This window comes from Fictibacillus sp. WQ 8-8, assembly GCF_024494405.1.
Classification (GTDB): Bacteria; Bacillota; Bacilli; order Bacillales; family Fictibacillaceae; genus Fictibacillus_C; species Fictibacillus_C marinisediminis.
In genome coordinates, this window is the sequence record NZ_JAMXKG010000003.1 from 676,944 (window position 1) to 703,921 (window position 26,978).

General features: G+C 44.2%; 31 protein-coding genes. All 31 read left to right on the forward strand.

Going from position 1 to position 26,978, the window contains the following annotated elements:
* Positions 1 to 55: 55 nt before the first annotated feature.
* The 31 genes from rplS (at position 56) to fliM (ending at position 26,978) form a co-directional block, all read left to right on the forward strand.
* Positions 56 to 400, forward strand: a complete 345-nt coding sequence (rplS, locus tag M1K46_RS08870) for a 50S ribosomal protein L19 (protein ID WP_007202524.1) — start codon at positions 56 to 58, stop codon at positions 398 to 400.
* Positions 401 to 491: 91 nt separating this feature from the next.
* Entirely contained in the window at positions 492 to 1,031 is a 540-nt protein-coding gene (lepB, locus tag M1K46_RS08875) for a signal peptidase I (RefSeq protein WP_256225753.1), read from the forward strand.
* An 8-nt stretch (positions 1,032 to 1,039) separates the two neighbouring features.
* Entirely contained in the window at positions 1,040 to 1,900 is an 861-nt protein-coding gene (gene ylqF, locus M1K46_RS08880) for a ribosome biogenesis GTPase YlqF (protein WP_091005405.1), read from the forward strand.
* A 95-nt stretch (positions 1,901 to 1,995) separates the two neighbouring features.
* On the forward strand, positions 1,996 to 2,775 hold the full coding sequence (locus tag M1K46_RS08885) for a ribonuclease HII (protein ID WP_256225755.1): 780 nt from the start codon (positions 1,996 to 1,998) through the stop codon (positions 2,773 to 2,775).
* A gap of 19 nt (positions 2,776 to 2,794) precedes the next feature.
* Positions 2,795 to 4,345: a hypothetical protein gene (locus M1K46_RS08890; protein ID WP_256225756.1), complete on the forward strand. Its 1,551-nt coding sequence runs from the start codon at positions 2,795 to 2,797 to the stop codon at positions 4,343 to 4,345.
* Entirely contained in the window at positions 4,342 to 4,611 is a 270-nt protein-coding gene (locus M1K46_RS08895) for an EscU/YscU/HrcU family type III secretion system export apparatus switch protein (RefSeq protein WP_053354510.1), read from the forward strand. Before M1K46_RS08890 ends, M1K46_RS08895 begins: the two co-directional genes overlap by 4 nt.
* Before the next feature lie 59 nt (positions 4,612 to 4,670).
* On the forward strand, positions 4,671 to 4,853 hold the full coding sequence (locus M1K46_RS08900; protein ID WP_053354509.1) for a hypothetical protein: 183 nt from the start codon (positions 4,671 to 4,673) through the stop codon (positions 4,851 to 4,853).
* A 195-nt stretch (positions 4,854 to 5,048) separates the two neighbouring features.
* Complete coding sequence (sucC, locus tag M1K46_RS08905) at positions 5,049 to 6,209, forward strand: ADP-forming succinate--CoA ligase subunit beta (protein WP_256225758.1); 1,161 nt, start codon at positions 5,049 to 5,051, stop codon at positions 6,207 to 6,209.
* Between the two features lie 36 nt (positions 6,210 to 6,245).
* On the forward strand, positions 6,246 to 7,160 hold the full coding sequence (gene sucD, locus M1K46_RS08910) for a succinate--CoA ligase subunit alpha (RefSeq protein ID WP_256225759.1): 915 nt from the start codon (positions 6,246 to 6,248) through the stop codon (positions 7,158 to 7,160).
* A 62-nt stretch (positions 7,161 to 7,222) separates the two neighbouring features.
* Entirely contained in the window at positions 7,223 to 8,098 is an 876-nt protein-coding gene (gene dprA, locus M1K46_RS08915) for a DNA-processing protein DprA (RefSeq protein ID WP_091005420.1), read from the forward strand.
* Positions 8,099 to 8,233: 135 nt separating this feature from the next.
* A complete protein-coding gene (gene topA, locus M1K46_RS08920; RefSeq protein ID WP_256225760.1) occupies positions 8,234 to 10,309 on the forward strand; it encodes a type I DNA topoisomerase in 2,076 nt (691 codons plus the stop codon).
* Positions 10,310 to 10,327: 18 nt separating this feature from the next.
* A complete protein-coding gene (gene trmFO, locus M1K46_RS08925; protein WP_256225761.1) occupies positions 10,328 to 11,632 on the forward strand; it encodes an FADH(2)-oxidizing methylenetetrahydrofolate--tRNA-(uracil(54)-C(5))-methyltransferase TrmFO in 1,305 nt (434 codons plus the stop codon).
* 60 nt (positions 11,633 to 11,692) lie between these two features.
* Positions 11,693 to 12,595: a tyrosine recombinase XerC gene (gene xerC, locus M1K46_RS08930; RefSeq protein WP_256225762.1), complete on the forward strand. Its 903-nt coding sequence runs from the start codon at positions 11,693 to 11,695 to the stop codon at positions 12,593 to 12,595.
* A gap of 24 nt (positions 12,596 to 12,619) precedes the next feature.
* Positions 12,620 to 13,162, forward strand: a complete 543-nt coding sequence (gene hslV / locus M1K46_RS08935) for an ATP-dependent protease subunit HslV (protein WP_062231737.1) — start codon at positions 12,620 to 12,622, stop codon at positions 13,160 to 13,162.
* A 17-nt stretch (positions 13,163 to 13,179) separates the two neighbouring features.
* The gene (hslU, locus tag M1K46_RS08940) at positions 13,180 to 14,577 is read left to right on the forward strand and encodes an HslU--HslV peptidase ATPase subunit (RefSeq protein ID WP_053354501.1); all 1,398 of its coding nucleotides are present in this window, start codon (positions 13,180 to 13,182) and stop codon (positions 14,575 to 14,577) included.
* 13 nt (positions 14,578 to 14,590) lie between these two features.
* A complete protein-coding gene (gene codY / locus M1K46_RS08945; protein ID WP_053354500.1) occupies positions 14,591 to 15,370 on the forward strand; it encodes a GTP-sensing pleiotropic transcriptional regulator CodY in 780 nt (259 codons plus the stop codon).
* A 301-nt stretch (positions 15,371 to 15,671) separates the two neighbouring features.
* A complete protein-coding gene (flgB, locus tag M1K46_RS08950) occupies positions 15,672 to 16,058 on the forward strand; it encodes a flagellar basal body rod protein FlgB (protein WP_256225848.1) in 387 nt (128 codons plus the stop codon).
* A gap of 3 nt (positions 16,059 to 16,061) precedes the next feature.
* On the forward strand, positions 16,062 to 16,517 hold the full coding sequence (gene flgC, locus M1K46_RS08955; protein ID WP_256225849.1) for a flagellar basal body rod protein FlgC: 456 nt from the start codon (positions 16,062 to 16,064) through the stop codon (positions 16,515 to 16,517).
* A 17-nt stretch (positions 16,518 to 16,534) separates the two neighbouring features.
* Positions 16,535 to 16,837, forward strand: coding sequence for a flagellar hook-basal body complex protein FliE (gene fliE, locus M1K46_RS08960; RefSeq protein ID WP_091005427.1), 303 nt, complete (start codon positions 16,535 to 16,537; stop codon positions 16,835 to 16,837).
* Between the two features lie 115 nt (positions 16,838 to 16,952).
* On the forward strand, positions 16,953 to 18,542 hold the full coding sequence (gene fliF, locus M1K46_RS08965) for a flagellar basal-body MS-ring/collar protein FliF (RefSeq protein WP_256225764.1): 1,590 nt from the start codon (positions 16,953 to 16,955) through the stop codon (positions 18,540 to 18,542).
* 10 nt (positions 18,543 to 18,552) lie between these two features.
* Positions 18,553 to 19,566: a flagellar motor switch protein FliG gene (gene fliG, locus M1K46_RS08970; RefSeq protein WP_256225765.1), complete on the forward strand. Its 1,014-nt coding sequence runs from the start codon at positions 18,553 to 18,555 to the stop codon at positions 19,564 to 19,566.
* A complete protein-coding gene (fliH, locus tag M1K46_RS08975; protein WP_197275462.1) occupies positions 19,559 to 20,341 on the forward strand; it encodes a flagellar assembly protein FliH in 783 nt (260 codons plus the stop codon). The genes fliG and fliH overlap by 8 nt, the downstream gene beginning before the upstream one ends.
* The gene (fliI, locus tag M1K46_RS08980; RefSeq protein ID WP_256225766.1) at positions 20,331 to 21,647 is read left to right on the forward strand and encodes a flagellar protein export ATPase FliI; all 1,317 of its coding nucleotides are present in this window, start codon (positions 20,331 to 20,333) and stop codon (positions 21,645 to 21,647) included. The genes fliH and fliI overlap by 11 nt, the downstream gene beginning before the upstream one ends.
* 1 nt (position 21,648) lies before the next feature.
* Positions 21,649 to 22,086, forward strand: coding sequence for a flagellar export protein FliJ (fliJ, locus tag M1K46_RS08985; protein ID WP_053354493.1), 438 nt, complete (start codon positions 21,649 to 21,651; stop codon positions 22,084 to 22,086).
* Positions 22,087 to 22,101: 15 nt separating this feature from the next.
* Positions 22,102 to 22,719: a MotE family protein gene (locus tag M1K46_RS08990; RefSeq protein WP_256225767.1), complete on the forward strand. Its 618-nt coding sequence runs from the start codon at positions 22,102 to 22,104 to the stop codon at positions 22,717 to 22,719.
* Positions 22,720 to 22,738: 19 nt separating this feature from the next.
* Positions 22,739 to 23,956, forward strand: a complete 1,218-nt coding sequence (locus M1K46_RS25740) for a flagellar hook-length control protein FliK (protein ID WP_256225768.1) — start codon at positions 22,739 to 22,741, stop codon at positions 23,954 to 23,956.
* A 3-nt stretch (positions 23,957 to 23,959) separates the two neighbouring features.
* Positions 23,960 to 24,427, forward strand: coding sequence for a flagellar hook assembly protein FlgD (flgD, locus tag M1K46_RS09000; protein WP_256225769.1), 468 nt, complete (start codon positions 23,960 to 23,962; stop codon positions 24,425 to 24,427).
* Positions 24,428 to 24,460: 33 nt separating this feature from the next.
* The gene (gene flgG / locus M1K46_RS09005) at positions 24,461 to 25,252 is read left to right on the forward strand and encodes a flagellar basal body rod protein FlgG (protein WP_062231757.1); all 792 of its coding nucleotides are present in this window, start codon (positions 24,461 to 24,463) and stop codon (positions 25,250 to 25,252) included.
* A 49-nt stretch (positions 25,253 to 25,301) separates the two neighbouring features.
* The gene (locus M1K46_RS09010) at positions 25,302 to 25,517 is read left to right on the forward strand and encodes a flagellar FlbD family protein (protein WP_062231759.1); all 216 of its coding nucleotides are present in this window, start codon (positions 25,302 to 25,304) and stop codon (positions 25,515 to 25,517) included.
* Positions 25,518 to 25,961 carry a flagellar basal body-associated protein FliL gene (gene fliL, locus M1K46_RS09015; protein ID WP_256225771.1) on the forward strand — a complete coding sequence of 148 codons (444 nt, stop codon included), beginning with the start codon at positions 25,518 to 25,520 and terminating at the stop codon, positions 25,959 to 25,961. It begins immediately after the preceding gene.
* A gap of 30 nt (positions 25,962 to 25,991) precedes the next feature.
* On the forward strand, positions 25,992 to 26,978 hold the full coding sequence (gene fliM / locus M1K46_RS09020; RefSeq protein WP_256225850.1) for a flagellar motor switch protein FliM: 987 nt from the start codon (positions 25,992 to 25,994) through the stop codon (positions 26,976 to 26,978).

The following is a 26,978-nucleotide window of genomic DNA, read 5'->3' on the forward strand; positions in this document are numbered from 1 at the left end:
GTTCCGCTGCTGAAGAAAACGAGGCAAGAACATCTGTCGGAAGGAGGCAATAACTATGCAACAGATTATTGCAGAGCTTGCTAAAGAGCAACTAAAATCGGATCTACCTAAGTTCCGTTCTGGTGATACTGTTCGTGTTCACGTTAAAGTTGTCGAGGGAACTCGCGAACGTATCCAGCTTTTCGAAGGCGTTGTAATCAAAAAGCGCGGAACTGGAATAAGCGAAACATTCACTGTTCGTAAGATTTCTTACGGTGTTGGTGTAGAGCGTGTATTCCCTTTACATTCACCTAAAATCGCGAACCTTGAAGTCGTTCGACGCGGTAAAGTTCGTCGTGCTAAGCTTTACTACTTGCGTGCACTTCGCGGTAAAGCAGCGCGTATTAAAGAGATTCGCTAATTACACACAAAAGGAGCTTGACTCATCTCAAGCTCCTTTTTACATATTTAAAATAATGTGAAAAAAATTAAGTTGAATGTGAGGATGAAGTATGGCACGTCAGAAAAAAGAATCTTGGGAATGGTTAAAAGCATTGGCAGTGGCCTTGATTCTCGCCGGAGCAATTCGTTACTTTTTATTCGCTCCGATCGTGGTTGATGGCGAGTCCATGATGCCTACCTTGCACAACAGGGATCGGCTTGTTGTTAATAAAATGGATAAACCGGAACGATTTGATATCGTCGTGTTCAAGGCGACAGAAACGAAGGATTACATTAAACGGGTCATCGGCCTTCCAGGCGACAAGATTGAATACAAAAACGATACTCTGTATGTAAACGGCAAACCACTAAAGGAAAAATATTTGGATCCGTATAAGAAACAGACGAAAGATGGAAACTTAACCTATGATTTCACTCTGTATGAAGTGACAGGAAAACACACTGTTCCCAAGGGGAAAGTTTTTGTGCTAGGAGATAACAGAAGGCACAGCAGTGACAGCCGGAATATCGGCACTGTAGACATGGATGATATTATCGGCAAAGCCAGCGTGAAGTTCTGGCCGATTAATGATATAGGTGTAGTAAAGTAGGTGAAGGAATGACCATCCAATGGTTTCCTGGCCATATGGCAAAAGCCAGGCGAGAAATTACAGAAAAACTTAAACTGATCGATGTTGTTTTTGAATTGGTAGATGCGAGAGTGCCCCTTGCCTCCCGCAATCCGATGATTGACGAGATTACAGCCGGAAAGCCGCGGCTGCTGTTATTAAACAAGGCGGATATGGCGGATCCGGAGGTTACAAAACTTTGGTCGGACTATTTCGAGCAGAAAGGCCTCCCTGTTCTTGTGATTAATTCTAAAACGGGCCAGGGCATTAATCGTATTGAGGCAAAAGCAAAAGAACTGGTCAAGGAAAAATTCGATAAGATGAGAGCCAAAGGCATCGTTAAGCCAAGAGCTGTCCGAGCGTTGATCCTTGGAATTCCCAATGTTGGAAAATCCACGCTCATCAACCGGATGGCAGGAAAAAACATTGCGGTCACCGGTGATAAACCGGGTGTCACCAAAAAACAGCAATGGATTAAAGTGGGTTCAGCACTGGAATTACTCGATACACCGGGTATTCTTTGGCCGAAATTTGAGGATCCATCCATTGGGCTGAAGCTGGCTGTAACAGGAGCCATCAAAGAAACACTTCTTGATTTTTCGGAGATTGTTCTGTTTGCGCTTAAGTATTTTAAGGTTCACTATCCTGCCCGGCTGCAGGAACGATACAATCTTGAGTCAATTCCAGAAGACCCGATCGTCCTTTTTGATGAGATTGGAAAAAAACGCGGTTGTTTGATGAGCGGCGGCTATATCGATTATGAGAAGACAGCAGAAATAGTGCTGCGCGACATCCGTTCTGAAAAATTAGGCAGATTGTCGTATGAAAGACCAAAAGATTTTATCCAGTAGGCACGCACAAGCGTGCCTATTTTCTTTATAATAAACCTGAACTGCTAAATGATTAATTCATGATGGCCGATATACATAGAAAGCGAAGGTTGACGATGAAACTTACGATCAAGGAAATTGAAGAAAGAATCCATGCGCTTAAAGAAGAAAAAAATGAGCTTGATGCTTTTATAGATGAACTTCAGAGTGATGAACGTTCCGGAGTTAAGAAAATCATTTTGAGACATGAAAAAGCACTGGAATCTGCCCGGCTGCTCAAGGATCGCTATGAACAGATGATGGTGTTTGAGAAGGAGTGGACCAGTAAAGGAAAGCATGTAATCGCAGGGGTTGATGAAGTGGGAAGAGGCCCTCTTGCAGGCCCTGTGATCGCAGCTGCAGCCATTTTAAAACCAGGCACATACATACCAGGATTGAATGATTCAAAAATGCTCAGTGAATCGCGGCGTGAAGAATTATTTGGAGAAATCATGAAAAACGCGGTTTCGATCGGCATCGGTCTGGTGACCGCACAGGAAATTGATGAAATTAATATCTATCAAGCTTCCAAGAAAGCGATGGTAAAAGCAGTCGGAGCTATGAAGGAGCAGCCTGATCATCTGCTGATTGATGCGATGGAACTTCCCCTTGCTGTTACCCAGTCCAAAATCATCAAAGGGGACGCAAAAAGTGTTTCTATTGCGGCCGCTTCCATCATTGCAAAGGTGACTAGAGACCGGTATATGAAGAAGCTGCACAGGAACCACCCTCAATATCATTTTAATAAAAACATGGGCTATGGCACGAAGGAGCACCTTGAAGCATTGGAAAGATTCGGTCCAGTTGAGGAACACCGCCGATCCTTTTCTCCTGTACAGCAAGGTTCACTGCTTTAAGCTTAAGGAGGAGCAGTTTATGAGAGTAGAAAACGGGGAGCTCCTTTCCCTGCTTGGAACCTTCAAGAACAGATCCGCATTGGTGCAAGGACAGCTGACGGCAGCAAAGGTATTGCAAATATTGCCAGGAAACGTGGCGAAATTGTCTCTGCAGGGAGAGGTTAGGACAGCATTGCTGGAAACCGCCCTTCAAGCAGGAGAAAGCTATTGGTTTGGAGTCAGTCAAACCGAACCCCTGGCGTTAAAGAAACTGGAAGCCATAAAAGGCGGTAAAATGGATTCTGCAGAATTTGTGGCAGCACAGCTCGGATCTCCTAAAGATCCTGCAGCAAGAATGGCCGCTCAGTTTTTGCTGACTTCCAAACTGCCTGCTACAAAAGAACAGCTGGCAACAGTTGCGGATTTGTTTCGAATTTCACAGAACAATGAACCGAAAACAGCAGAAATTCTTCACCAGATGATGAAGCGAGATATTCCATTGACAGAAGGTACGTTCAGGGTCATGGAAGCTTATGAAAAAACAGGCCCGCTACGGACAGAGCTGTTGAGGCTCCTGAATACGATCGATAATCACCAACCTGCCGGACTGTTAAACGAGCTGAAGCAAGCGTTAAACGGTGTATTAAAAGGGTCTGTAGCTGTATCACTGGAAGAGCCGGCAGCAGCGATTCTTAATGCCTTAGTAAGCGAAAAACAGCCAAAAACAGCCGGGCAGCTAGAATATATACTAAAAAAAGCCGGGTGGCTGGATCCTGCCAGGACATTGGAGGAAATCAAAGCCGGCAGCACGTCAAAAGGAAACGGAACAGCAGCCAAAGTTGATATGGAGAAATTTTTCTCAAAGCAGGGTGTAAGCCGGGAACAAGCGATGACCCAGCTTTTGAAGCTTCTGCCTGAACTTCCTGAAGAAGATCGTGCTTTCGTTCAATCCTTACTTTTATCCGACCACAGCAAAGACAGGCTGCCGGCAGCCATTAAGAAGCAGGTTGACCATCTTGGCCTGTTTCATGAAGCAAGGTTGCAATCCTTACAGTCTCAGGAAGAAGCAGTGAACAAAAGTGTAAAGTCACTCCTTCTTCAAGTACTTGAGAGTAACGAGAAGATGACAGCAGCGTTCAGAACACAGGCTGAAAAGGTACTGCATAAGATAACCGGGCTTCAGCTGAACATGCTCCAAAGCCAGGAGAACGTTCAACAAGTCCTGCTTCAGCTTCCGATGAACTTAGGCATACAGGCGGCTGACCTTACCGTGAGATGGGAAGGAAAAAAAACAGAAACTGGTGAAATCGACAGTGATTTTTGCCGAATTCTCTTTATTTTACAGCTTGAAAATATGAAAGAAACAACAGTAGGAGTAACGATTCAGAACCGCATCCTCTCCCTGCAGATCTGGAACGGCCAGGAGAAAGCCAACAAGATACCTCAGGACCGTATCGAGATGCTTCGGGAGTCTCTCAAACAAATCGATTACCACTTATCAGGGGTTATGATAATGGGCGGAGGCAAGGAGCGGCCAGCACTGGCTAAAAGCGCTCCTGAGCCTATGAATGGAGTTGATCTGCGAATATGAATAAAGAGAAAACACTACCTCGTGCCGCTGCCCTTTCTTATCATGAGAATATGGCGGCGCCCAAGCTGACAGCAAAAGGAACGGGAAAAACAGCAGAAAAAATTTTATCGGTGGCCCAGGAAAACAATATTCCCATCCAGAAGGATCCCTCCCTTGTGGCACTTCTTTCACAGCTGGAGATCAATGAAAAAATCCCACAAGAACTCTATGAAGTGGTCGCAGAAGTATTTGCGTTCATCTACCAAGTGGATCAGGGACAGCATTGACAGGAGACGATATTTTTAGTGTGATTGGGCATCCTATACTAAAAAAGGAGGCGTCCATCATGCCAAGAAGAAAACTGCTTGTTCCTGGTGTCGACTCGATGCTCAATCAGTACAGGGAAGAGATCGGCGAAGAATTCGGGATCTACCGTCCGGCTGCAGAACGGGATTTTACGGAAAAAAAGCCAGACAGAAAAAAAGAAAAATCGAACGGCAGGAAAGAAACAAAAAGCAGGGGTGAATAACCTGCTTTTCATTTAGAAGCAGTATGAGGCGATATATCTCCTATTTTATTACATATTGTGTAGTTTTTAATATGTAAAAATGTCGATATTAGGTGAATGCGTTTGCAATAATTCTGTAGAATGGTAGACAGTTCGGCTTCTATTATATAAAATGGTATCGGTAGTTTAGTTTTGAACATGATAGGAGGATGGAGAATGAATATCCACGAGTATCAAGGTAAAGAGGTACTAAGAAAGTACGGTGTGGCTGTTCCTAACGGTAAAGTAGCGTATTCCGTAGAAGAAGCAGTTGAAGCTGCAAAAGAATTAGGAAGCGCTGTTACTGTTGTTAAAGCTCAAATCCACGCTGGCGGACGAGGAAAGGCCGGCGGTGTTAAAGTGGCTAAAAACCTTGATGAAGTTCGTACATATGCGGATGAAATTTTGGGGAAAGTGCTTGTCACTCATCAAACAGGCCCTGAAGGCAAAGAAGTTAAACGCTTGCTTATCGAAGAAGGCTGCGACATCAAGAAAGAATATTACATCGGCCTCGTGCTTGACCGCGCAACATCAAGCGTTGTCATGATGGGATCTGAAGAAGGCGGTACTGAAATTGAAGAGGTGGCTGAAAAGACGCCTGAGAAAATCTTCAAAGAAGTCATCGACCCAGCGATCGGGCTTCAAGCATTCCAAGCTCGCCGCTTAGCATTCAACATCAACATCCCGAAAGAGCTTGTGAACAAAGCGGCAAAGTTCATGATGGGACTTTATAAAGCTTTCGTTGAAAAAGACTGCTCTATCGCAGAAATCAACCCGCTTGTTGTAACAGGTGACGGCAACATAAAGGCACTTGATGCGAAGTTAAACTTTGATTCAAATGCGCTTTACCGCCAAAAGGACATTCTTGAGTACCGCGATCTTGAAGAAGAAGATGCAAAAGAGATCGAAGCTTCCAAATATGACTTGAGCTACATCTCCCTTGATGGAAACATCGGATGTATGGTTAATGGCGCTGGTCTTGCTATGGCAACGATGGACATCATCAAACACTACAGCGGAGACCCTGCCAACTTCCTTGATGTAGGCGGCGGTGCAACTGCTGAAAAAGTAACAGAAGCATTTAAAATTATCCTTTCTGATGAAAAAGTTAAAGGGATTTTCGTTAACATTTTCGGCGGAATTATGAAATGTGACGTTATCGCTAACGGAGTAGTTGAAGCTACAAAACAAGTAGGGTTAAACCTGCCGCTGGTTGTCCGTTTAGAAGGTACGAACGTAGAGCTTGGCAAGAAAATCCTTAATGAATCTGGATTGAACATTACTTCTGCAGATTCCATGGCAGACGGTGCTGAGAAAATCGTTTCTTTAGTAAAATAAATTCCCCGAAATAAGGTAGAAGGGTGGAGAAAATAGATGAGTATTTTTATCAATAAAGACACAAAGGTCATCGTGCAAGGGATTACAGGATCTGTAGGCCTGTTCCACACACAGCAGATGCTTGAATATGGAACGAAAATTGTCGGCGGTGTTACACCGGGTAAAGGCGGTACGGAAGTAGAAGGCCTTCCTGTTTTCAATACAGTTGAAGAAGCGGTTAAAGCAACAGGTGCTACGGCTTCTGTCATTTATGTTCCGCCTGCATTTGCCGCTGATTCCATCGTGGAAGCAGTTGACGCAGAACTTGATCTTGCTATCTGTATTACAGAAGGTATTCCGGTTATGGACATGGTTAACGTAAAACGTTACATGGAAGGCAAGAAAACTCGTCTTGTCGGTCCTAACTGCCCGGGTGTTATCACGCCAGATGAGTGCAAGATCGGTATCATGCCTGGGTACATTCATACAAAAGGGCACGTTGGGGTTGTATCCCGTTCCGGAACATTGACTTATGAGGCGGTTCACCAGCTTACACAGCGCGGAATCGGCCAATCTACAGCAGTAGGAATCGGCGGAGACCCGGTAAATGGAACAGATTTCATTGATGTGCTAAAAGCATTTAATGAAGATGAAGATACTTATGCTGTCATCATGATCGGTGAAATCGGCGGAACAGCTGAAGAAGAAGCTGCTGAATGGGTAAAAGCCAACATGAAAAAACCTGTTGTCGGTTTCATCGGCGGACAAACAGCGCCTCCAGGAAAACGTATGGGCCATGCCGGTGCGATCATTTCCGGCGGTAAAGGTACTGCTGCCGAAAAAATCAAAACCATGCAGGAATGCGGAATTAATGTCGCTGAAACTCCTTCAGTTATGGGAGAAACACTTGTTTCTGCACTTAAGGAAAAAGGGCTTCTTGACCGCTGCACAACTCATAAAGCGAATGTATAAGCATAAAGCTCCCGTTTTTGGGAGCTTTTTTTAAAAAAATTTTGGTTTTATTGGAGGAGACTATGGACAGAGAACGGTTAATTCTTCTTCATCATTGCCGCGGAGCAGGGTGGAAAGCCATCCAGTCATTCTTAGCATTTGACCCGGAGTTAAAAGCTGTTTTTCAATTGAGCAAGAAAGAGCTTATAGAACGGTTCCGTATGAGTCATCAGAATAGCAATGATTTTTTAGAAGATATCCGGAAGCTGTCTTACCGCTCCATCGAACAAACATACCGAAAGCATAATATAAAAATACATACATATTTTGATAGTCATTACCCCGTTCCTCTCCGCCATATTTTTGATTCGCCCTGGGTGTTGTACAGCAAAGGGAACACAGAGGCGCTGTCAGCTCCTCTCGCTATTAGTGTAGTAGGAACCAGGAATCCCACCGAGGGCGGATTAAAAAGCCTGAATAAAGTGCTTATGCCCCTGCTGGAAAAAGGCTGGGTAACGGTCAGCGGGCTTGCTGCAGGGATCGATACCCATGCCCATGAATTGACTTTAACGCAGTCAGGCAGTACGATTGCAGTACTCGGGTCAGGAATTGGCCGTATTTACCCCAAGGCCAACACAGCCTTGGCACACCGGATTACAAAAAAAGGCCTTCTCTTGTCTGAGTATCCGTATGATCTGCCGCCAAGAAAATGGCAGTTTCCGCAAAGGAACAGAATCATCAGCGGATTAACCCGTGGTACTCTCGTTGTGGAAGCGCGGGAAAGAAGCGGTTCTCTTATTACAGCAGATCAAGCAATGGAACAGGGAAGGGAAGTCTTTGCTGTTCCAGGATCCATATTGGATGAATGTGCATCAGGCACTAACCGCCTGATTCAGCAGGGAGCCAAGCTTGTAATGGAAGCTGAGGATATTTTAAGTGAATTAAGTTTGATATATTAGGTCAGAATGAAGTATTAGTCCCTGTTATTTCTCTTTATTCGATTGGCAATAATTGAAAACCGTTTGACAAATGATGAGAGTCTATTTAATAATAGGGAAGATTTGATTAAACCCTTAAAGGGGGATGCACTGAAAATGGAAGAGTATTTAGTAATCGTTGAATCTCCCGCCAAAGCAAAAACGATAAAGAAGTATTTGGGAAGCAAATATATCGTTAAGGCGTCGATGGGCCATGTTAGAGATCTGCCCCGAAGCCAAATGGGAGTAGAAATTAGTGAGAATTATAATCCAAAATATATAACGATCAGGGGAAAAGGGCCTGTTTTAAAAGAGTTGAAGACAGCGGCCAAAAAAGTAAAAAAGATTTTTCTCGCATCTGACCCCGACAGAGAAGGCGAAGCGATCGCCTGGCACCTTGCCCACAGCCTGGATATTGATCTGGATTCTGAATGCCGGGTTGTTTTTAATGAGATTACAAAGAATGCTATTAAAGACTCGTTTAAACGACCGAGAAAGATAAACATGGATCTCGTTGATGCCCAGCAGGCTCGCCGTATACTCGACCGTCTCGTAGGCTATAAGATCAGCCCTTTATTATGGAAGAAAGTGAAAAAAGGCCTCAGTGCCGGAAGGGTACAGACCGTAGCTCTTCGTTTGATCGTGGAGAGAGAAAAAGAAATCAAGGCTTTTATTCCTGAAGAATACTGGAAGATTAAAGCCGCTTTCTCCTATGGCAAAGAAGAGTTTGAAGCCAATTTTTATGGTATCAACGGCAAGAAGAAAGAGTTATCGAATGAAGAGGAAGTCAAGGAAGTCTTAAGCAAGCTAAAAGGAAATACCTTTTCAATCGCTTCGGTTCAGAAGAAGGAGAGAAAACGTAATCCTGCACCGCCTTTCATTACTTCTTCATTGCAGCAGGAAGCAGCAAGAAAGCTGAACTTCAGAGCGAAGAAAACGATGATGCTTGCACAGCAGCTGTATGAAGGAATCGACCTCGGAAAAGAAGGCACGGTCGGTCTAATCACGTATATGAGAACGGATTCCACCCGGATCTCAGATCTTGCAAAAGAGGAAGCGAAAACTTTCATTACAGAAGAATATGGTCAGGAGTATGCGGACCAAGGTAATCGCGCAGAGAAAAAACAGGGCAAAAATGCACAGGATGCCCATGAAGCGATCAGACCATCTTCTGCTTCCAAACATCCTAAAGAATTAAAAGAGTATTTGAGCCGTGACCAGCTCCGGTTATACCGATTAATTTGGGAGCGTTTTATTGCGAGCCAGATGTCTTCAGCTGTTTTGGACACCATGACTGTTGATCTCGAGAATCAGGGAGTAATTTTCCGTGCCAATGGTTCAAAAGTGAAATTTCCTGGATTCATGAAGGTATATATTGAAGGAAACGATGACGGCAAGAAAGATGAAGACCGTTTACTCCCGAATCTTGAAGAAGGCAAGACGGCCGAAAAACAAGAAATCGAACCGACTCAGCACTTTACACAGCCGCCTCCAAGGTACAGTGAGGCAAGGCTCGTCAGAACAATGGAAGAACTCGGTATTGGACGCCCTTCAACGTATGCCCCGACATTGGATACGATCCAAAAGCGAGGCTACGTTATGCTCGATGACAAGAAGTTTCAGCCGACCGAGCTGGGAGAAGTCGTTCTTGAACTGACACTTGAATTCTTTTCAGAAGTGTTTAACGTAGAATTCACTGCTCAGATGGAAACGGATCTCGATGAAATCGAAGACGGCGACAAGCATTGGAACGAAGTTATTGATGAGTTTTATAAAAGCTTTGAAAAACAGCTGGTTGTCGCAGAAGAGGAAATGAAGGAAGTCGAGATCAAAGATGAACCTGCCGGTGAGAACTGTGAATTGTGCGGGCACGAAATGGTCTTTAAGATGGGGCGCTATGGCAAGTTTATGGCCTGTTCCAATTTTCCGGAATGCCGGAACACAAAACCAATTGTAAAAGACACGGGTGTTGAATGCCCTGAATGCCATGAAGGAACAATCGTCGAACGTAAGAGCAAAAAGCGGAGAATCTTTTACGGCTGCAGCAGGTATCCAGAGTGTGAATTTGTTTCATGGGATAAACCTGTCGGCCGAACATGCCCGAAATGCAGTAAAATTCTTGTTGAAAAGAAGACGAAAAAAGGAAAAGTTGTACAGTGTATCTCTTGTGATTACACTGAGGAGCAAGGTTAAAGGGGAGTTTTTCACAGAATGAACGATTTTGTAAATGTAATCGGCGCCGGGCTAGCGGGAAGTGAAGCAGCCTGGCAGCTCGCCAAAAGAGGAATTAAAGTCCACTTATATGAGATGAGGCCAAAGAAACAGACACCAGCTCACCATACAGATAAGTTTGCAGAGCTTGTCTGCAGCAACTCTCTTCGCTCCAATACATTGACCAATGCGGTTGGTGTGCTGAAAGAAGAGATGAGAAAGCTGGATTCGGTGATCATTGCTTCAGCGGATGATTGTTCGGTGCCGGCTGGAGGGGCCCTTGCCGTCGACCGCCACGAATTTGCTGCGATGGTTACAGATCGGGTTAAGAACCATCCGAACGTTACGGTTTTTGAAGAGGAAGTAACGTCAATTCCTGAAGGGCCGACTGTGATCGCTACAGGCCCGCTCACATCAAAGGAACTATCAGAGTCATTAAGAACACTGACATCCGAGGATTATTTGTATTTTTATGATGCGGCAGCACCGATCATCGATGTAGAGAGCATCGATATGGACAAAGTCTATTTAAAATCCCGCTATGATAAAGGTGAGGCTGCTTATTTAAACTGCCCGATGACAGAAGAGGAATTTGACCGTTTCTATGAAGCGTTGATCTCTGCTGAAACGGTGCCTTTAAAAGAGTTTGAAAAGGAGATTTTCTTCGAAGGCTGCATGCCGATCGAAGTCATGGGCTCCAGAGGCAAGAAAACGATGCTGTTCGGCCCGCTTAAGCCAGTAGGGCTTGAGGATCCAAAAACCGGCAAACAGCCATATGCAGTCGTTCAGCTAAGACAGGATAATAGCGCAGGAACTCTCTATAATATAGTAGGTTTTCAAACGCATCTGAAATGGGGACCGCAGAAGGAAGTCATTCAGCTGATTCCCGGGCTTGAAAAAGCGGAGATCGTCCGCTATGGTGTGATGCACAGAAACACATTTATCAACTCCCCGAATCTTTTAGAGAAGACCTATCAGTTTAAAGACAGACAGGATCTTTTCTTCGCAGGCCAGATGACAGGTGTTGAAGGCTATGTGGAAAGCGCAGCATCGGGGCTGATCGCCGGAATCAATGCGGCAAGGCTTATGGAAGAAAAAGAGCTTCTGGAGTTCCCTCAGGAAACAGCAATCGGCAGCATGGCCCATTACATTACAACGGCTAATGCGAAGAACTTCCAGCCGATGAATGCGAACTTCGGGTTGCTTCCTGCTCTTGAAACCCGCATTAGAAACAAGAAAGAGCGTTATGAAGCATTGGCTGATCGAGCGCTGGAAACAATTCAGAATTTTATAACAAAATTGTGAACTTACTTGTCATTGCCCCTAATCTGTGATACGATTTAGGGGCTTTGTGAGGTGTGATAAGTGGATTTAAATGACCGCTATTTGAAGATGTTTATCGAGTATTTGCAAATAGAAAAAAATAGTTCACATCATACAACGGAAAATTACGAAAAAGCGATCTTACACTTCAAGACGTTTATGAAACAGCAAGCAATCGAAGGATTCGCTGCTGTTTCTTATCTTTTGGTGAGACATTATTTGACGTGGCTTCACGAGCAGTCCTATTCCAGAAGGACGGTCGCCAAAAAAATTTCGTCTCTCCGCAGCTTTTATCGTTTTCTTAACCGGGAAAAGATTGTTGAACATAATCCGTTTGCTGCCGCATCTCTGCCCAAAAAAGGCCAGAGCATTCCCCATTTTATCTATGAGGAAGAACTGGCACAGCTTTTTCATGTCAGTGACCTGTCTGATCCGCTGGGTCAGAGAAACCAGGCCATCTTGGAGCTTCTTTACGGGACAGGGATCAGGGTGAGTGAATGCTGCCAGATCCAGCTCGATGACATCGATTTTTACATAGAAACGGTGCTCATTAAAGGAAAAGGTAAAAAAGAAAGGTATGTGCCTCTGGGCAGCTATGCGATAGAAGCATTGACTCGTTATATTGAAGATGGAAGAAAACAGCTTGCAGAGAAAGCCGGCCAGCCTGTAAAAACACTATTCCTTAACTATAAAGGAGGTTCTCTTTCTGCACGTTCCGTCAGAAATGTATTAAACAGCATGATTCAGCAAACGACGTTAACCGTACATATCAGCCCTCACGTCCTGCGCCACACGTTTGCGACCCATTTATTAAACGAAGGCGCTGATCTGAGGGCCGTGCAGGAATTGCTCGGACACTCTCATCTTTCGTCTACACAGATCTATACTCATGTCACAAAAGAACATTTGAAAAAAATTTATAATAACGCTCATCCTCGTGCATAAATGAAAGTAAGGAGGGATTTTTTAATGACCCATACATTCCATGCAACGACTATTTTTGCCGTTCACCATAATGGACAGTTTGCGATGTCAGGCGATGGCCAGGTTACCTTTGGCAATGCCGTAGTCATGAAACATTCTGCCAAGAAGGTTAGAAGACTCTTCGGTGGAAAAGTACTCGCCGGATTTGCAGGTTCAGTTGCGGATGCTTTTACGCTGTATGAAAAATTCGAAGCCAAACTGGAGGAATACAGTGGTAACCTCGCACGCGCCAGTGTCGAACTCGCTAAAGAATGGCGTACCGACCAGGTGCTGAGGAAGCTTGAAGCCATGCTGATCGTCATGAACAAAGAAAGTCTCCTGCTCATTTCTGGAACCGGGGAGGTCATCGAACCGGATGATGGCATTCTTTCGATCGGATCCGGCGGTAACTATGCGCTTGCTGCGGGAAGGGCTTTGAAAAGAAATGCTCCTCATCTGTCAGCTGCCGAAATCGCAAGAGCGGCTTTGGAAATTGCCGGTGAAATCTGTGTTTATACAAACGACCAAATTATTTTGGAAGAGCTGTAGAAGGAGCGTGGGAAGAGATGAACACACATTTAACTCCAAGGCAGATTGTTGAGAAGCTTGATCAGTATATCATCGGCCAAAAAGACGCGAAAAAAGCGGTAGCTGTTGCTTTAAGGAACAGGTATCGAAGAGGATTACTCGATGAAAAGCTTAGAGACGAGATCTCTCCTAAAAACATTCTGATGATCGGGCCGACCGGTGTCGGAAAAACCGAAATTGCACGAAGGCTGGCGAAGCTAGTGAATGCCCCTTTTATTAAAGTGGAAGCTACCAAGTTTACAGAAGTAGGTTATGTCGGCCGGGACGTTGAATCCATGGTCCGGGACCTTGTGGAGACATCGATCCGTCTTGTTAAAGAACAAAAAATGCATGATGTAAAAGATAAAGCGGAAGAGAACGCCAATAAACGGCTAGTTGAACTATTGGTTCCTGGAAAACAAAAAGAATCATCCTATAAAAATCCGCTCGAAATGTTTTTTGGTTCTAACAACAGCAATAATGCCCAAGCTCCAAGCGACAAAGAAGATGATGCATCGATCAGCCAGCAGCGCAGGCAGATGGCCCATAAACTCGCTCTTGGAGAGCTTGAGAACCATCTTGTAACCGTTGAAGTGGAAGAACAGAACCATTCCATGATGGATATGTTTCAAGGCGCAGGACTTGATCAGCTCGGCATTAACATGCAAGATATGCTTGGAGGCATCGTCCCCAAGAAAAAGAAAAAACGCAAACTGGCGGTCTCCGAGGCCAGAAAAGTGCTCACGCAGGATGAAGCTGCCAAGCTGATCGACATGGATGAAGTTACAAGTGATGCGGTTTACAAAACCGAACAAACAGGTATTATATTTATTGATGAGATTGATAAGATTGCAGGTAAGAACCAAAACAGCGCTGATGTTTCCCGAGAAGGTGTACAGCGTGATATCCTGCCGATCGTTGAAGGATCTACCGTCATGACGAAATACGGATCCATCAAGACAGATCATATTCTGTTCATCTCAGCAGGTGCGTTTCATATGGCAAAACCCTCAGATCTCATACCTGAGCTGCAGGGCCGTTTTCCAATCAGGGTAGAACTTGAAAAGCTGTCTGTTGAGGATTTTACCCGGATCTTAATAGAGCCGGATAATGCCCTTTTAAAACAATACAAAGCGTTGCTTGCAACAGAAGGTATAAATCTTGAATTTTCTGACGAAGCTATTTCTAAGATTGCAAGTATTGCTTTCCAAGTGAATCAGGAAACCGATAATATTGGTGCAAGAAGACTTCATACCATCCTGGAACGATTGCTTGAAGATCTCTCCTTTGAAGCACCTGATGTAACAATGAATGCCATAAAGATCACACCAGAGTACGTAGAAGAAAAACTTGCGACAATCGCAAAGAATAAGGATTTAAGCCAGTATATCCTGTAGGAGGAAATGAAAAATGAATTTATTAGAAAAAACAAGAAAGCTGAATGCGATGCTGCAACAATCCGGAGGAAAGCCCGTCAATTTTAAAGAAATGGCGGAAACTCTCAGGGATGTTATCGAAGCGAATGTTTTTGTTGTCAGCAGAAGAGGAAAGCTTCTTGGAATTTCTTTGAAACAAGAAATTGAAAATGAGAGAATGAAAAAAATGCTCGAGGAACGACAATTTCCTTCCGAGTACACAAAAGGTTTGTTTAATGTTACAGAAACATCATCTAACTTGGATATTGCAAGTGAATATACGGCTTTTCCGGTCGAGAACAAAGAACTCTTCTCTTCTGGATTAACGACCATTGTTCCCATTATCGGTGGAGCAGAGCGTCTTGGGACGCTGATTCTTTCCCGCCTTTCCAATTCTTTCAATGACGATGATCTGTTGCTGGCAGAATATGGAGCCACTGTTGTTGGAATGGAGATTCTGCATGAAAAAGCAGAAGAGATTGAAGAAGAAGCTAGAAATAAGGCTGTCGTTCAAATGGCGATCAGTTCACTCTCATATAGTGAACTAGAAGCAATTGAGCACATTTTCGAAGAGCTTGAAGGAAACGAAGGCTTGCTTGTCGCAAGTAAGATCGCTGACCGTGTTGGGATTACCCGCTCTGTTATCGTAAATGCTCTTCGTAAACTTGAAAGTGCAGGTGTTATCGAATCCCGTTCTCTCGGGATGAAAGGCACATACATTAAAGTGCTTAACGATAAATTTTTACTCGAATTATCAAAACTTAAAACAAGCTGAAGATCATGTCATACACAAGGAGCCCATTCTGCTAAAAAGCAGGATGGGTTTTTTGTATCGGATGAAATTGTCGAACCGTGCAGAGGTCCCAAGACATTTCAGATCCAATAAATCCTTGTGTATCAGGCTTCTAGTAAGAACTTATTAGGTCTAAAGACCTGGACATAAAGTAGTTCTTTTTATCGAAAAAAGTCACTTTGGTAAAAAATACATAGACACTTTTTGGTTTTATGCCTTAAAATATGGAATATCGGTAACTTTTGGTACTCTTTTTAAAATTTAGTAGTAAAAAAGAGGGGATATAGTAATGTTTTCAAGTTCTATTTTTCAAATGCTTGAAAGAGGCTTAGATGCCACAGCGTTAAAACAAAAAACAATCACTGACAATCTGGCAAATATCAATACGCCAAACTACAAAGCAAAGAAGGTAGAGTTTCAAACTGAGCTCGATGGAAGTTTAACAGCTTACCGCACGAGCAGCAGGCATGTTCCATTCAGTACGTCTGGAGGCCAAAGCATGGCCGTGACAAGGGACAGCAGTACAATGATGAACAACAACGGGAACAATGTGGATTTAGATAAAGAGATGGCCGATCTGGCGAAGAACCAGATCTTGAACCAGGCCCTGGTTCAAAGGCTGAACGGAAAATTCAATTCACTGCAAATGGTTATTAAAGGGGGCAAGTAATTGATGGGTATGTTCGATGCGTTAAACAATTCCGCTTCAGCTCTAACAGCACAGCGCCTGAAAATGGATGTGGTGTCCTCTAACATTGCAAACGCAGATTCAACGAGAGGAAAACTGGTTAATGGAAAGCGGGAGCCTTACCGGAGGAAAATGGTCGTCACAGAACCGAATGGGTCTTCATTCAGCACGATGTTTCAAACAGCCGTGGACGGCCGCTCAGGAGGTACAGGTGGAGGAGTAAAGGTTGATGGTATAGTAGATGATCAAACACCATTTAAAATGGTGTATCAGCCTGATCATCCGGATGCGGATAAGAACGGTTATGTAAAACTTCCTAATGTGGATCCTTTAAAAGAAATGGTAGATCTAGTGAGTTCTACACGGTCTTATGAAGCCAACGTGACGGCATTGAATGCAGCTAAGGGAATGTATTTAAAAGCTTTGGAAATAGGTAGATAGAAGGATAGGAGATACATATGAATACTATCAATGTTACATCAGCAGCAGGCCTGGTAAAGAATGCGTATTCCGCCGGAAAGCAAACTCCTGCAGATGCTCAGAAATCATTCGCGGGCATGCTGAACAACATGCTCCATAAAGTCAATGACTCACAGACGGCATCCAACACTGCTACTGAAAATCTGGTAACCGGCAAGACTACCGATCTTCATCAAGTCATGATTGCTGCGGAGAAAGCCAGCTTAACCTTGCAAACAACATTGGAAATCAGAAATAAGGTCATAGAGGCTTATCAAGAGATAATGCGTACACAAATATAGCATTCAATAAATTTTTCGGATAGTCAGGCTGGTTTATAGGGGTAGGAAGAAAACACTTTTTTAAAATAAAAAAAGAAGAGAATTTCCTTGAGGAGATTGTTAATCGGGGGAAACGATGATTGAAAAACTGAAGAGCACTTTGAACAGAATCTATGTGAATTTTAAAGAGCGCCCTAAAAAGCAAAAGATCATTTTGATCAGTTCCATCGCATTTGTTATTATAGCAGCCGCATTTCTGTTTACGTTTATAGCAAAACCGAAGCTAGTCCCGTTATATTCTGACCTATCTCCCCAGGAAGCCGGTCAAATTAAAGAAAGCCTTGATTCAAAAGGAATCACATCCGAGCTTTCTAATGGGGGCAAGGTCATCTCTGTTCCTCAAGGTGTAGTTGACCAGCTGAAAGTCGAACTTGCTTCAGAGGGCATACCGAAAAGTGGAAGCATTGATTACTCTTACTTCGGAGAGAACAAAGGGTTCGGGATGACGGACAACGAGTTCAGCGTTTTAGAAAAAGAAGCAACACAGACAGAGATCGAAAAGTTGATCAAAAGCATAAATGGTGTAGAAGAAGCCAGTGTGATGATCACAACACCGGATAAGAGCATCTGGGTGAATGACCAGAAAGATACCTCTTCAGCGTCAGTCGTTCTAACACTGAAGGCAGGGTATAAACTTGATCAAAGCCAAGTTAAATCACTGTACCATCTTGTTTCTAAAAGCGTTCCGAATCTGCCGGTCGAGAATATCGTGATATCCGATCAATATTCCAATACCTTTTCGCTTGACCAGACAAACTCGAATTCCGATATGACGGCATACGAAGAACAGCGCCAGATCAAGCAGGATATCGAACGTGATCTGCAAACGAGGGTGCAGCAGATGCTCGGTACGATCATGGGGCCGGATAAAGTGGTGGCCACCGTTACAGCTGATATTGATTTTACAAAAGAAAAAAGAGAAGAAAAACTCGTTGAGCCTGTCGATAAGGACAAGATGGAAGGCATAAAGCTGAGTGCTGAAAAAGTCAAAGAAACGTTCACAGGGAACGGAACGGTTCCTGGAGGGGTCGACAACACAGGCCAGAGCGATGTGCCAACCTATCAGGGCGGAGCGAACGGATCCAACGGCGATTATGAAAAAGAAGAAGACAGAATCAACTACGAGGTTAACCGGATAAAAAGACAGATCGTTAAAAGTCCTTACGAGATTAAAGATCTGGGCATTCAGGTTATGGTAGAGCCGCCTAAGCCAAACGATCCAACTTCATTGCAGCAAGGAACACTGAATGACATCCAGCAGATGCTTGGAAATATTGTCAGGACCAGCATCTCAAAAGATACAGCCGCAAACCTGTCGCAGCAGCAGGTCAACCAAAAGATATTTGTTTCAGCCAAACCGTTTAATGGCAAGCAGCGAACGGCGGCATCGGCTAACTCAGCTATTCCGTTTTGGATCTACATTGCTGGCGGAATTCTGCTGGTCGTTATCATTCTTCTCTTAATCCTTCTTCTCAGGAAAAGGAAGCAAGAAGAAGAGCCGGTATCAGAAGATGTCGTGTTCGAGCAAGAGTTCTTTAATATACCAGATGTGAACATGGACCGGGAATCTGAGGGAAAAGTCCGAAAAGAACAACTTGAAAAAATGGCAAAGGAAAAGCCTGAAGAGTTTGCCAAGCTGCTCCGCACGTGGCTATCCGAAGAATAGGAGGTTAGTTATGGCAAAAGCCGCCAAGGAATTGAATGGAAAAGAAAAAGCTGCCATGCTGATGATTTCTATGGGACCCGATGTGGCAGCCCAGGTATACAAGCACTTAAATGAAGATGAGATCGAGCGCCTGACGCTACACATCTCACAAATTAGAAAAGTAGATTCAGAAGTGAAAGAGAACATTATTGAACAATTCCATCAAATAGCTCTTGCACAGGATTATATTTCTCAGGGGGGTATCGGTTACGCTAAAACTGTCCTGGAAAAGGCTGTAGGCCGGTCGGAAGCGATGGATATCATCAACCGGCTTACATCCACCCTGCAAGTAAGGCCGTTTGATTTTGCAAGAAAAGCGGATCCTGGACAAATTCTTAATTTCATACAGAATGAACATCCACAGACTATTGCTTTGATCCTGTCCTATCTGGATTCATCACAGGCAGGACAGATTCTTTCAGAACTTCCTCAGGAGCTGCAGGGGGACATCGCGAGAAGGATCGCCATCATGGACCGCACCTCTCCTGAGATCATTAATGAAGTAGAGCAAATCCTCGAACGAAAACTCTCTGCTACCGTAAGCCAGGACTTCACGCAGGCTGGCGGTGTAGAATCTGTTGTGGATGTGCTGAACGGAGTAGACCGGGCGACGGAAAAAACCATTCTTGATGCGCTTGAGATTCAAGACCCGGAGCTTGCAGAAGAAATCAAGAAGAGAATGTTTGTATTTGAAGATATTGTCATCCTTGATAACCGTGCAATACAGCGCGTGATCAGAGAAGTGCAGAACGAAGATATGCTTCTTGCACTTAAAGCAGCAAGTGAAGAAGTTAAAGAAATTTTGTTCCAAAACATGTCCCAGCGTATGGCGGAGAATTTCAAAGAAGAGGCGGAATTTATGGGTCCAGTCAGGCTGCGTGATGTAGAAGAAGCACAATCCAGAATTGTCGGAATCATCCGGAAACTGGAGGATGCTGGTGAAGTTGTAATCGCAAGAGGCGGAGGAGATGACATTATTGTCTAGGATCATTAAATCTTCTTTTGCAGAGACCCAGGACTTGAATCGTACAATCGGAATCAAAAAAATACAGCAAAAAATAATGGAACAGGAACATCTTACGCCTGAATCCAGGATGGAGATCTCCAAGCAGAAAGCGCAGAACATTTTGGAGGAAGCGGAACGAAGCTATGAAGAGATGACCGCAAGAATGGCAAAGGAACGCAGGGAACATGAAGCTTTCCTGGAAAACAGCAAAAAAGAATGGAACGAACAGATCATCATAGAGCGCGATGAAGCTAGAAAAGAAGGCTTTCATGAGGGGTTTGAGGCTGGTTTGATAGAAGGACGAACAAGTTATGAGAGTTTACTGGGTCATGCAAGGGAAACGGTAGAGCGCTCAAAGCAGGATTATCAGCAGCAAGTTGAGTCTGCTGAACCCGTTATTATCGAACTGGCAGCAAAGATGGCCAGAAAACTTGTTGGTGAACTTTTGACAGAAAATAAAGAAGCATGGACCGTGGTCTTAAAGGGTCTCATAAAAGAAGTCAGAGATTATCCTGAAGTAAAATTATATGTCCATCCGCACTGGTATGAAACGACACTGAACGCCAAACAGGAAATACAAAACGTTTTGATGCACACATCCGTCCTGTATATCTATCCGGATGAAAAACTCAGCGAAAACGGCTGCGTTGTTGAATTTCCGTTTGGCAGAATTGAAGGAGGCATGGACAGCCAGCTCAATGAACTGAAAGAAAAGCTGATAGAAACGATAGGTGATCAAAACGATGAACACTGATGACCTCCTGGAAAGTATTGATCAGATCGACAGCTACAAGCGCTTTGGAAAGGTTACGAGAGTGGTAGGTTTAATGATTGAATCCCGTGGCCCGAAAGCTTCAATTGGGGATATGTGTTATATCCATACGGGCGGCAGCAACCATCAGAAGATAAAGGCGGAAGTCGTTGGGTTTAATGAAGAAAATGTACTTCTCATGCCGTTTACGGCACTAAAATCCATATCAGTAGGCAGCCTCGTAGAAGCGACGCGGCGCCCGGTTCAGATTAAAGCGGGCCACGCATTGATCGGACAGGTGCTTGACGGTTTAGGGAACCCATTGGACGGAAGTATAATGCTGAAAGGGTTAAGCAGTTTCCCTTCTGAGAATGACCCGCCAAACCCGATGAGACGGCCGAGGATACAGGAAAGCATCGAACTTGGGGTGCGTTCCATCGACAGTCTCCTCACGGTTGGCAAAGGCCAGCGGGTCGGTATCTTTGCTGGAAGCGGGGTCGGAAAGTCAACCTTGATGGGGATGATCGCTAGAAACTCTACTGCCGATCTCAATGTTATCGCCCTTATCGGGGAACGTGGCCGAGAGGTTATGGATTTTATCGAAAAAGATCTTGGAGAAGAGGGACTCAGAAAATCAGTGGTTGTTGTCGCCACCTCTGATCAGCCGGCGCTGATGAGGATTAAAGGTGCACTGACCGCCACGGCCATTGCGGAATACTTCAGAAGCCTTGGAAAAGAAGTCATGCTGATGATGGATTCGGTCACCCGTTTTGCCATGGCTCAGAGGGAAATCGGGCTTGCTGTCGGTGAACCGCCAACAACGAAAGGATATACACCATCGGTATTCGCAATGCTGCCGAAGCTTTTAGAGCGTTCCGGTACGGATGTCCAGGGATCCATAACAGCTTTTTATACAGTGCTTGTAGATGGAGATGATCTGAACGAACCCATATCTGACACTGTCAGAGGGATACTTGACGGTCACCTCGTACTGGACAGGAACCTGGCTAATAAAGGCCAGTTTCCTGCGGTAAACTTGCTGAAAAGTGTCAGCAGGGTAATGAGTGATATTGTAGACAGCGACCATCGGATAGCAGCCAGCCGGTTTCGCGAACTTCTCGCCTCCTACACGGATGCGGAGGATCTGATCACCATCGGAGCCTATAAAAGAGGATCATCAGAAAAAATAGACAAAGCCATTGAAGCTTACCCTAAAATCCTGTCTTTCTTAAAGCAGGAAGTTGATGAAAAGGCTTCATACTATGACTCGATTTATCGCTTGCTGAGTGAGTTTGGAGGAGAACAGTAACATGGCATTTCAGTTTAAGATGGAAAAAATCTTGGCTCTAAAAACGAAAGAAAAAGAAGCTGTGGAGTCTGAGTACGGCGAGAGCGTAAGAATGTTTGAGAGCTTGGCGCAATCACTCTATGATCTTCTCAGGAAAAAAGAGGAAATAGAACAGCATTCGGATGAACAGTTCAGGACGAGGCTGGTGATCAATGAGCTTCAGCAGACACAGCGTTTTCTGCTTTCTCTGACTCAAAAGATCAGCATGGTTCAATCACAGGTGCAGAAGGCCCGGGAGATCATGAATATCACACAGCAAGAACTGGTCGAAAAAACCATCGAAGTAAAGAAATATGAAAAGCTGAAGGAAAAACAACATGCTGATTACCAGCGGTTCGTGACTGGAATAGAAAATCAGCAAAATGATGAGTTTTCCATTCTGCGCTACATTAACCAATGAAATTAGGTGAACTCGTTGGAAAGAAAAGAAAAGACAAACCGGTTCTCCTGGATCCTGCTCGTCATCGTAGTGCCCGTGATATTTGTTATCGTCATCCTGGCACTGATCCTCTTGTTCATGGGTGTGAATATCGGTGATAAAGCGAAAGAGATCGGAAGCGGCATCCCTGTTGTGTCATCCCTCATCGATAAAGGTGACAGCTCCGTAAATCCAGCTGATCAGAACGCACAATCGGAGGCGTACTGGAAAAAGAAGGTGAGCGACCGCGACCGAATGATCAAGCTTCTGCAGCGTGATGTTGATAAGAAAGAAACCGAGGCAGAGGGCCTGAAATCAGATCTTGCTGCCGCACAAAAGCAATCGGAATCAGGAATTGCACAAAGTTCAAGCGAGACACAGAACTCAAGCAATACAGGGGCAGGTTCCTCACAGCAGAATCCGGATAAAAAGAAAATAGCGGCATGGTATAACACGATGTCACCAAAAAATTCAGCCGATATCCTCTCTAAAATGAAAAGTAAAGATGCAGTGGAAATCTTGCAGATGCTTGATGACGAAGTGACAGGAAGCATTCTTGCGAAAATGGACCCTTCCAAGGCTGCTGAGCTTACTCTCATGCTGAAAACAAAGTAATTAGAGGAGGTGATTCAACGTGAATTTACCCATTGCTTTACTAGGAAATCGATCTGTTATACAGCAGTCTGGTTCTCAACAACCTGGAAAAAAGATGGAGGCTTCTCTGTTTTCTATGAGTCTTGCACAGTCAGAAAGCGCGCTGCAAGCTTTAGCATCAGCTGTTCCGCATAAGCAGGAGAATGTATCGTTAGAAAGTTTGCTTAAAACCATTCTTCATGCACTGGACAAAGAGGATCAGCCTCTTCAGAAAGGGGACCTGGTTTTACCGGACGTACAGGCTTTATTAGCGAAGCTGCCTTCGGACCTCGTACATCAGATCGAACAGCTCTTCCAAAGCGGAACGAGTGTTGCAGAAATGATAAAGAGTGAATCTCCGCCTGCAGTAAAAGCTATCACGGTACTGATTCATCAGTTCAGCAAAGAAACACAGAATACAGATCCAATCAAGACGAGTGACCCTGTTAAATTTGAAATAACTGAAATTAAAAAAAGCATTGAGCATCTGTTTCCGATTTTACGAGACCAAAAGGAAGTAAAGTCAGCAAAAGCTATTTTAATAGGGCTCATAGAACAACTGCATAAACAGGAGACGAAAAACGGTGGCAAACCATTTAAGGCGCTGGATCCTCAAACCTTTTTCGATAAAATGGAACGTGCTGTTCTGAAAAAAGAACTGCCGGTTATTCCGTTTCAATGGAATAGTACGGCAACTAAACAAACCGACCGACCGGTTTTCTCAGCTGCTCAGACCCCTGCTTATATGCCGCCTCTGGAACAATTTGTTCTGCACGCGCCGAGATCAGGAAACAGTGAGGCAGCTCAGCAGCAATTTGTAAAAGAGTTTCAAAACATTATTTTGTCAGGGAAGTTTGCGGCTTCTTCAAACGGTATGGCAAAGCTGAACATCAGGCTGACTCCGGAGCATTTAGGCACATTGAACATTGAGCTCATCTCAAAGAATGGTGAGCTTTCAGCCAGAATTCTTACGAGCAGCGTCGGTGCAAAAGAAATGATGGAATCCCAAATTCATGTATTAAAGAACGCGTTGCATGGAAACAGCATTCAGCTGGACCGGATCGCTGTCCTGGAACAGCCGCAGGAACAAAAATTTCAGCAGCAGGATACGAATCCGCAGCCTCATCAGCAGCATCAACATCAGCAACAGCCGCAGGATGACGGTGTACAGGATGAACTGTTCAGTGACCTGTTGGATGAATTAGAGAGCGGGGAATAAAAGATGGCATCATCAATCAGCAATGATCTTTACCTGTCAAACCTTCAAAAAAAAGAGCGCCAAACGGGTTCGAACATTTTGGGGAAAGACGATTTCATGAAAATATTGATGACGCAGCTGCAGAATCAGGATCCTTCGAGCCCTATGGAAGATAAAGAGTTTATCTCGCAGATGGCGACCTTTTCTTCTCTGGAGCAGATGACCAATATGAGCAGCAGCTTCGATAAATTTATCGCTCAGCAGTATGACAATCTTTTCATCCAGCAGAGCAGTTTAATCGGTAAGAACATTACGTATCTGCAAGAAACACAGGATGAGTCAGGGGCGGTAAAAACAGAATCAAAAGAAAGTAAGGTAAAAGCCGTCTTGTTTGAAAACGGAGAAGCTAAATTCCAGCTGGCCGACGGAAACGTAATCGGAAGTAATTCGATCACCAAAGTCTCGAATGAAGATGTACAGGCAAGTAAATAAAGGCAATCCGTTAATTAAGGGGAGGAACAAATAATGCTACGTTCAATGTATTCAGGAATCAGCGGAATGAAAAACTTTCAAACCAAACTAGATGTGATCGGCAACAATATTGCCAACGTTAATACATATGGCTTCAAAAAAGGCCGGACGACGTTCAAAGATCTTGTAAGCCAGCAGATTTCCGGAGCGGGTGCCGGAACGAACCCTAAGCAGGTGGGTCTTGGCTCTCAGTTGGCTTCAATCGACACGGTTGACACACAAGGAAGCTTGCAGACAACAGGGAGAGCACTTGATCTAGGGATTTCTGGAGATGGGTATTTTGTTGTACAAAACGGATCTCAGCAGTTTTTGACACGTGCGGGTAACTTTTATTTAACACCAACTTCAGATACAGAGAGTAAAATCGTGAATGCAGACGGCTATGAATTGTTAGGAACAGATAATTTACCGATTACGATTGAATCCACTGCAAAGAGTTTTAGCGTTGGAGCAGATGGTTCCGTTAATGTCGTTCAAAGTGATGGTACATCGTCGACTGTTAATACGATTGCTATTGCTAAAGTTTCTAATCCAGCAGGGCTTGAAAAGGCAGGTAGTAATTTATATCGCACATCAACCAATTCAGGCTCATTGCCTGCATCTTTTTCGGGACCAGGTATTGATGGAGCTGGTGACCTCGTATCTGGTGCTCTTGAAATGTCCAACGTTGATTTGTCAGAAGAGTTCACGGAGATGATTGTCGCCCAAAGGGGATTCCAGGCAAATACAAAGATTATTACAACATCTGATGAGATCTTACAGGAGCTAGTCAATCTCAAACGATAAGCTGGAAGGGAGGATGGAGTAAGATAACCTCTTACTTATATCCCATAATATGATTATGTTAACTAAATTAAACGGAGAGACATTTACTTTAAACGCTGTCTTTATTGAACAAGTCCAGTCTTTTCCTGATACGACCATTACACTGACTTCTGGAAAAAAGTTTGTGGTGAAAGAATCAGAAACTGAGGTTGCAGAAAAAGCCGTCTCCTTTTACCGGAAGATTTCTCCGTTTCACCTTCAGGGGTTGAAGAAGGAGGATTTGTAAATGGAACAAGAAGTTAAAAAGTCTAAGGGCAAATCAATTCTTATCGCCATGCTGGCCGCTTTGGTCATCATGGGGGGGATCGGCTATTATGTTTTCTTCCAGATGCCATCAAAAACCGTAGCGGTTGCCGAACCTTCAGCTGAAGAATTGGATAAGGTAACAGTTGAGACGGAAGAGATCACGACGAATCTGGCTGACCAATCCTTCATCAAGATCAAGTTCAGAATTCAGGCTGACACTGAAGATGCAAAAGCTGAGCTGGAAAAAAGGCTGTTCCAAGTAAACAACATTATTATCTATGAATTGTCTGGAATGAAAACCGGTGACCTGCAAGGCCAAAAAGGGATCAACCATCTTGAAGGGACCTTGAAAGGCAAGGTTAGTAAACTGATGCAGGAAGGCAAGATTAAAAGAGTTTATACGATTGAAAAGATTATTCAATAGAAAAAAATTCATCATAGAAAAGGGGTGAGGCTGTTGGCGGAAGTACTTTCCCAGAATGAGATTGATGCGCTGCTTTCTGCAATTTCCACAGGTGAAATGGATGCGGAAGAGCTGAAGAGAAAAGAGAAAGAACAAAAAGTCAGAACGTATGATTTTAAACGGGCACTGCGCTTTTCAAAAGATCAGATTAGAAGCATCACGAGGGTTCATGAAAACTTTGCCCGGCTGCTGACGACATATTTCTCAGCTCAGCTCAGAACCTATGTGCAAATATCAGTGGCGTCAGTCGATCAGCTGCCTTATGAAGAATTTATACGCTCCATTCCGCGGATGACAATCTTAAATATTTTTGAAGCCCATCCGCTCGAGGGCAGGCTGCTCGTTGAGGTCAACCCCAACATCGCTTATTCGATGCTTGACAGACTGATGGGCGGCTACGGGGCAAGCATGAACAAGGTAGACAGCCTGACAGAAATAGAAACGAAGATCATCTCTCAGCTTTTTGAACGTGCACTGGCGAATTACAAGGAAGCCTGGAACAATGTGATGGAAATCGATCCCGTTGTACTGGATTTTGAAGTGAATCCTCAGTTCCTGCAGATGGTCTCGCCTAATGAAACAGTGGTTGTTATCTCGTTGACAACAACGATCGGAGAAACGAGCGGGATGATGAACGTCTGTCTTCCTCATGTCGTATTGGAGCCGATCATACCGAAGCTTTCTGTTCATTATTGGATGCAGAACAATCAAAAAGCCAGCATGCCGGAAGAGGCAGCACTGATCGAACAGAAAATCAGGCAGACACCGCTGCCGATGGTAGTAGAACTTGGTTCTGCAAATATGAAGGTGGAGGAGTTTTTACAGCTTGACTCAGGTGACATCATCCAGCTAAACAAAGGAATCCATGAACCATTGGACGTTTTTGTGGAAAACAACAAGAAATTCTTAGCCCAGCCCGGTAAATCGAAAAACCGGATGGCTGTGCAGATCATAGAGCAATTAGAGGGGGAAGAGTGA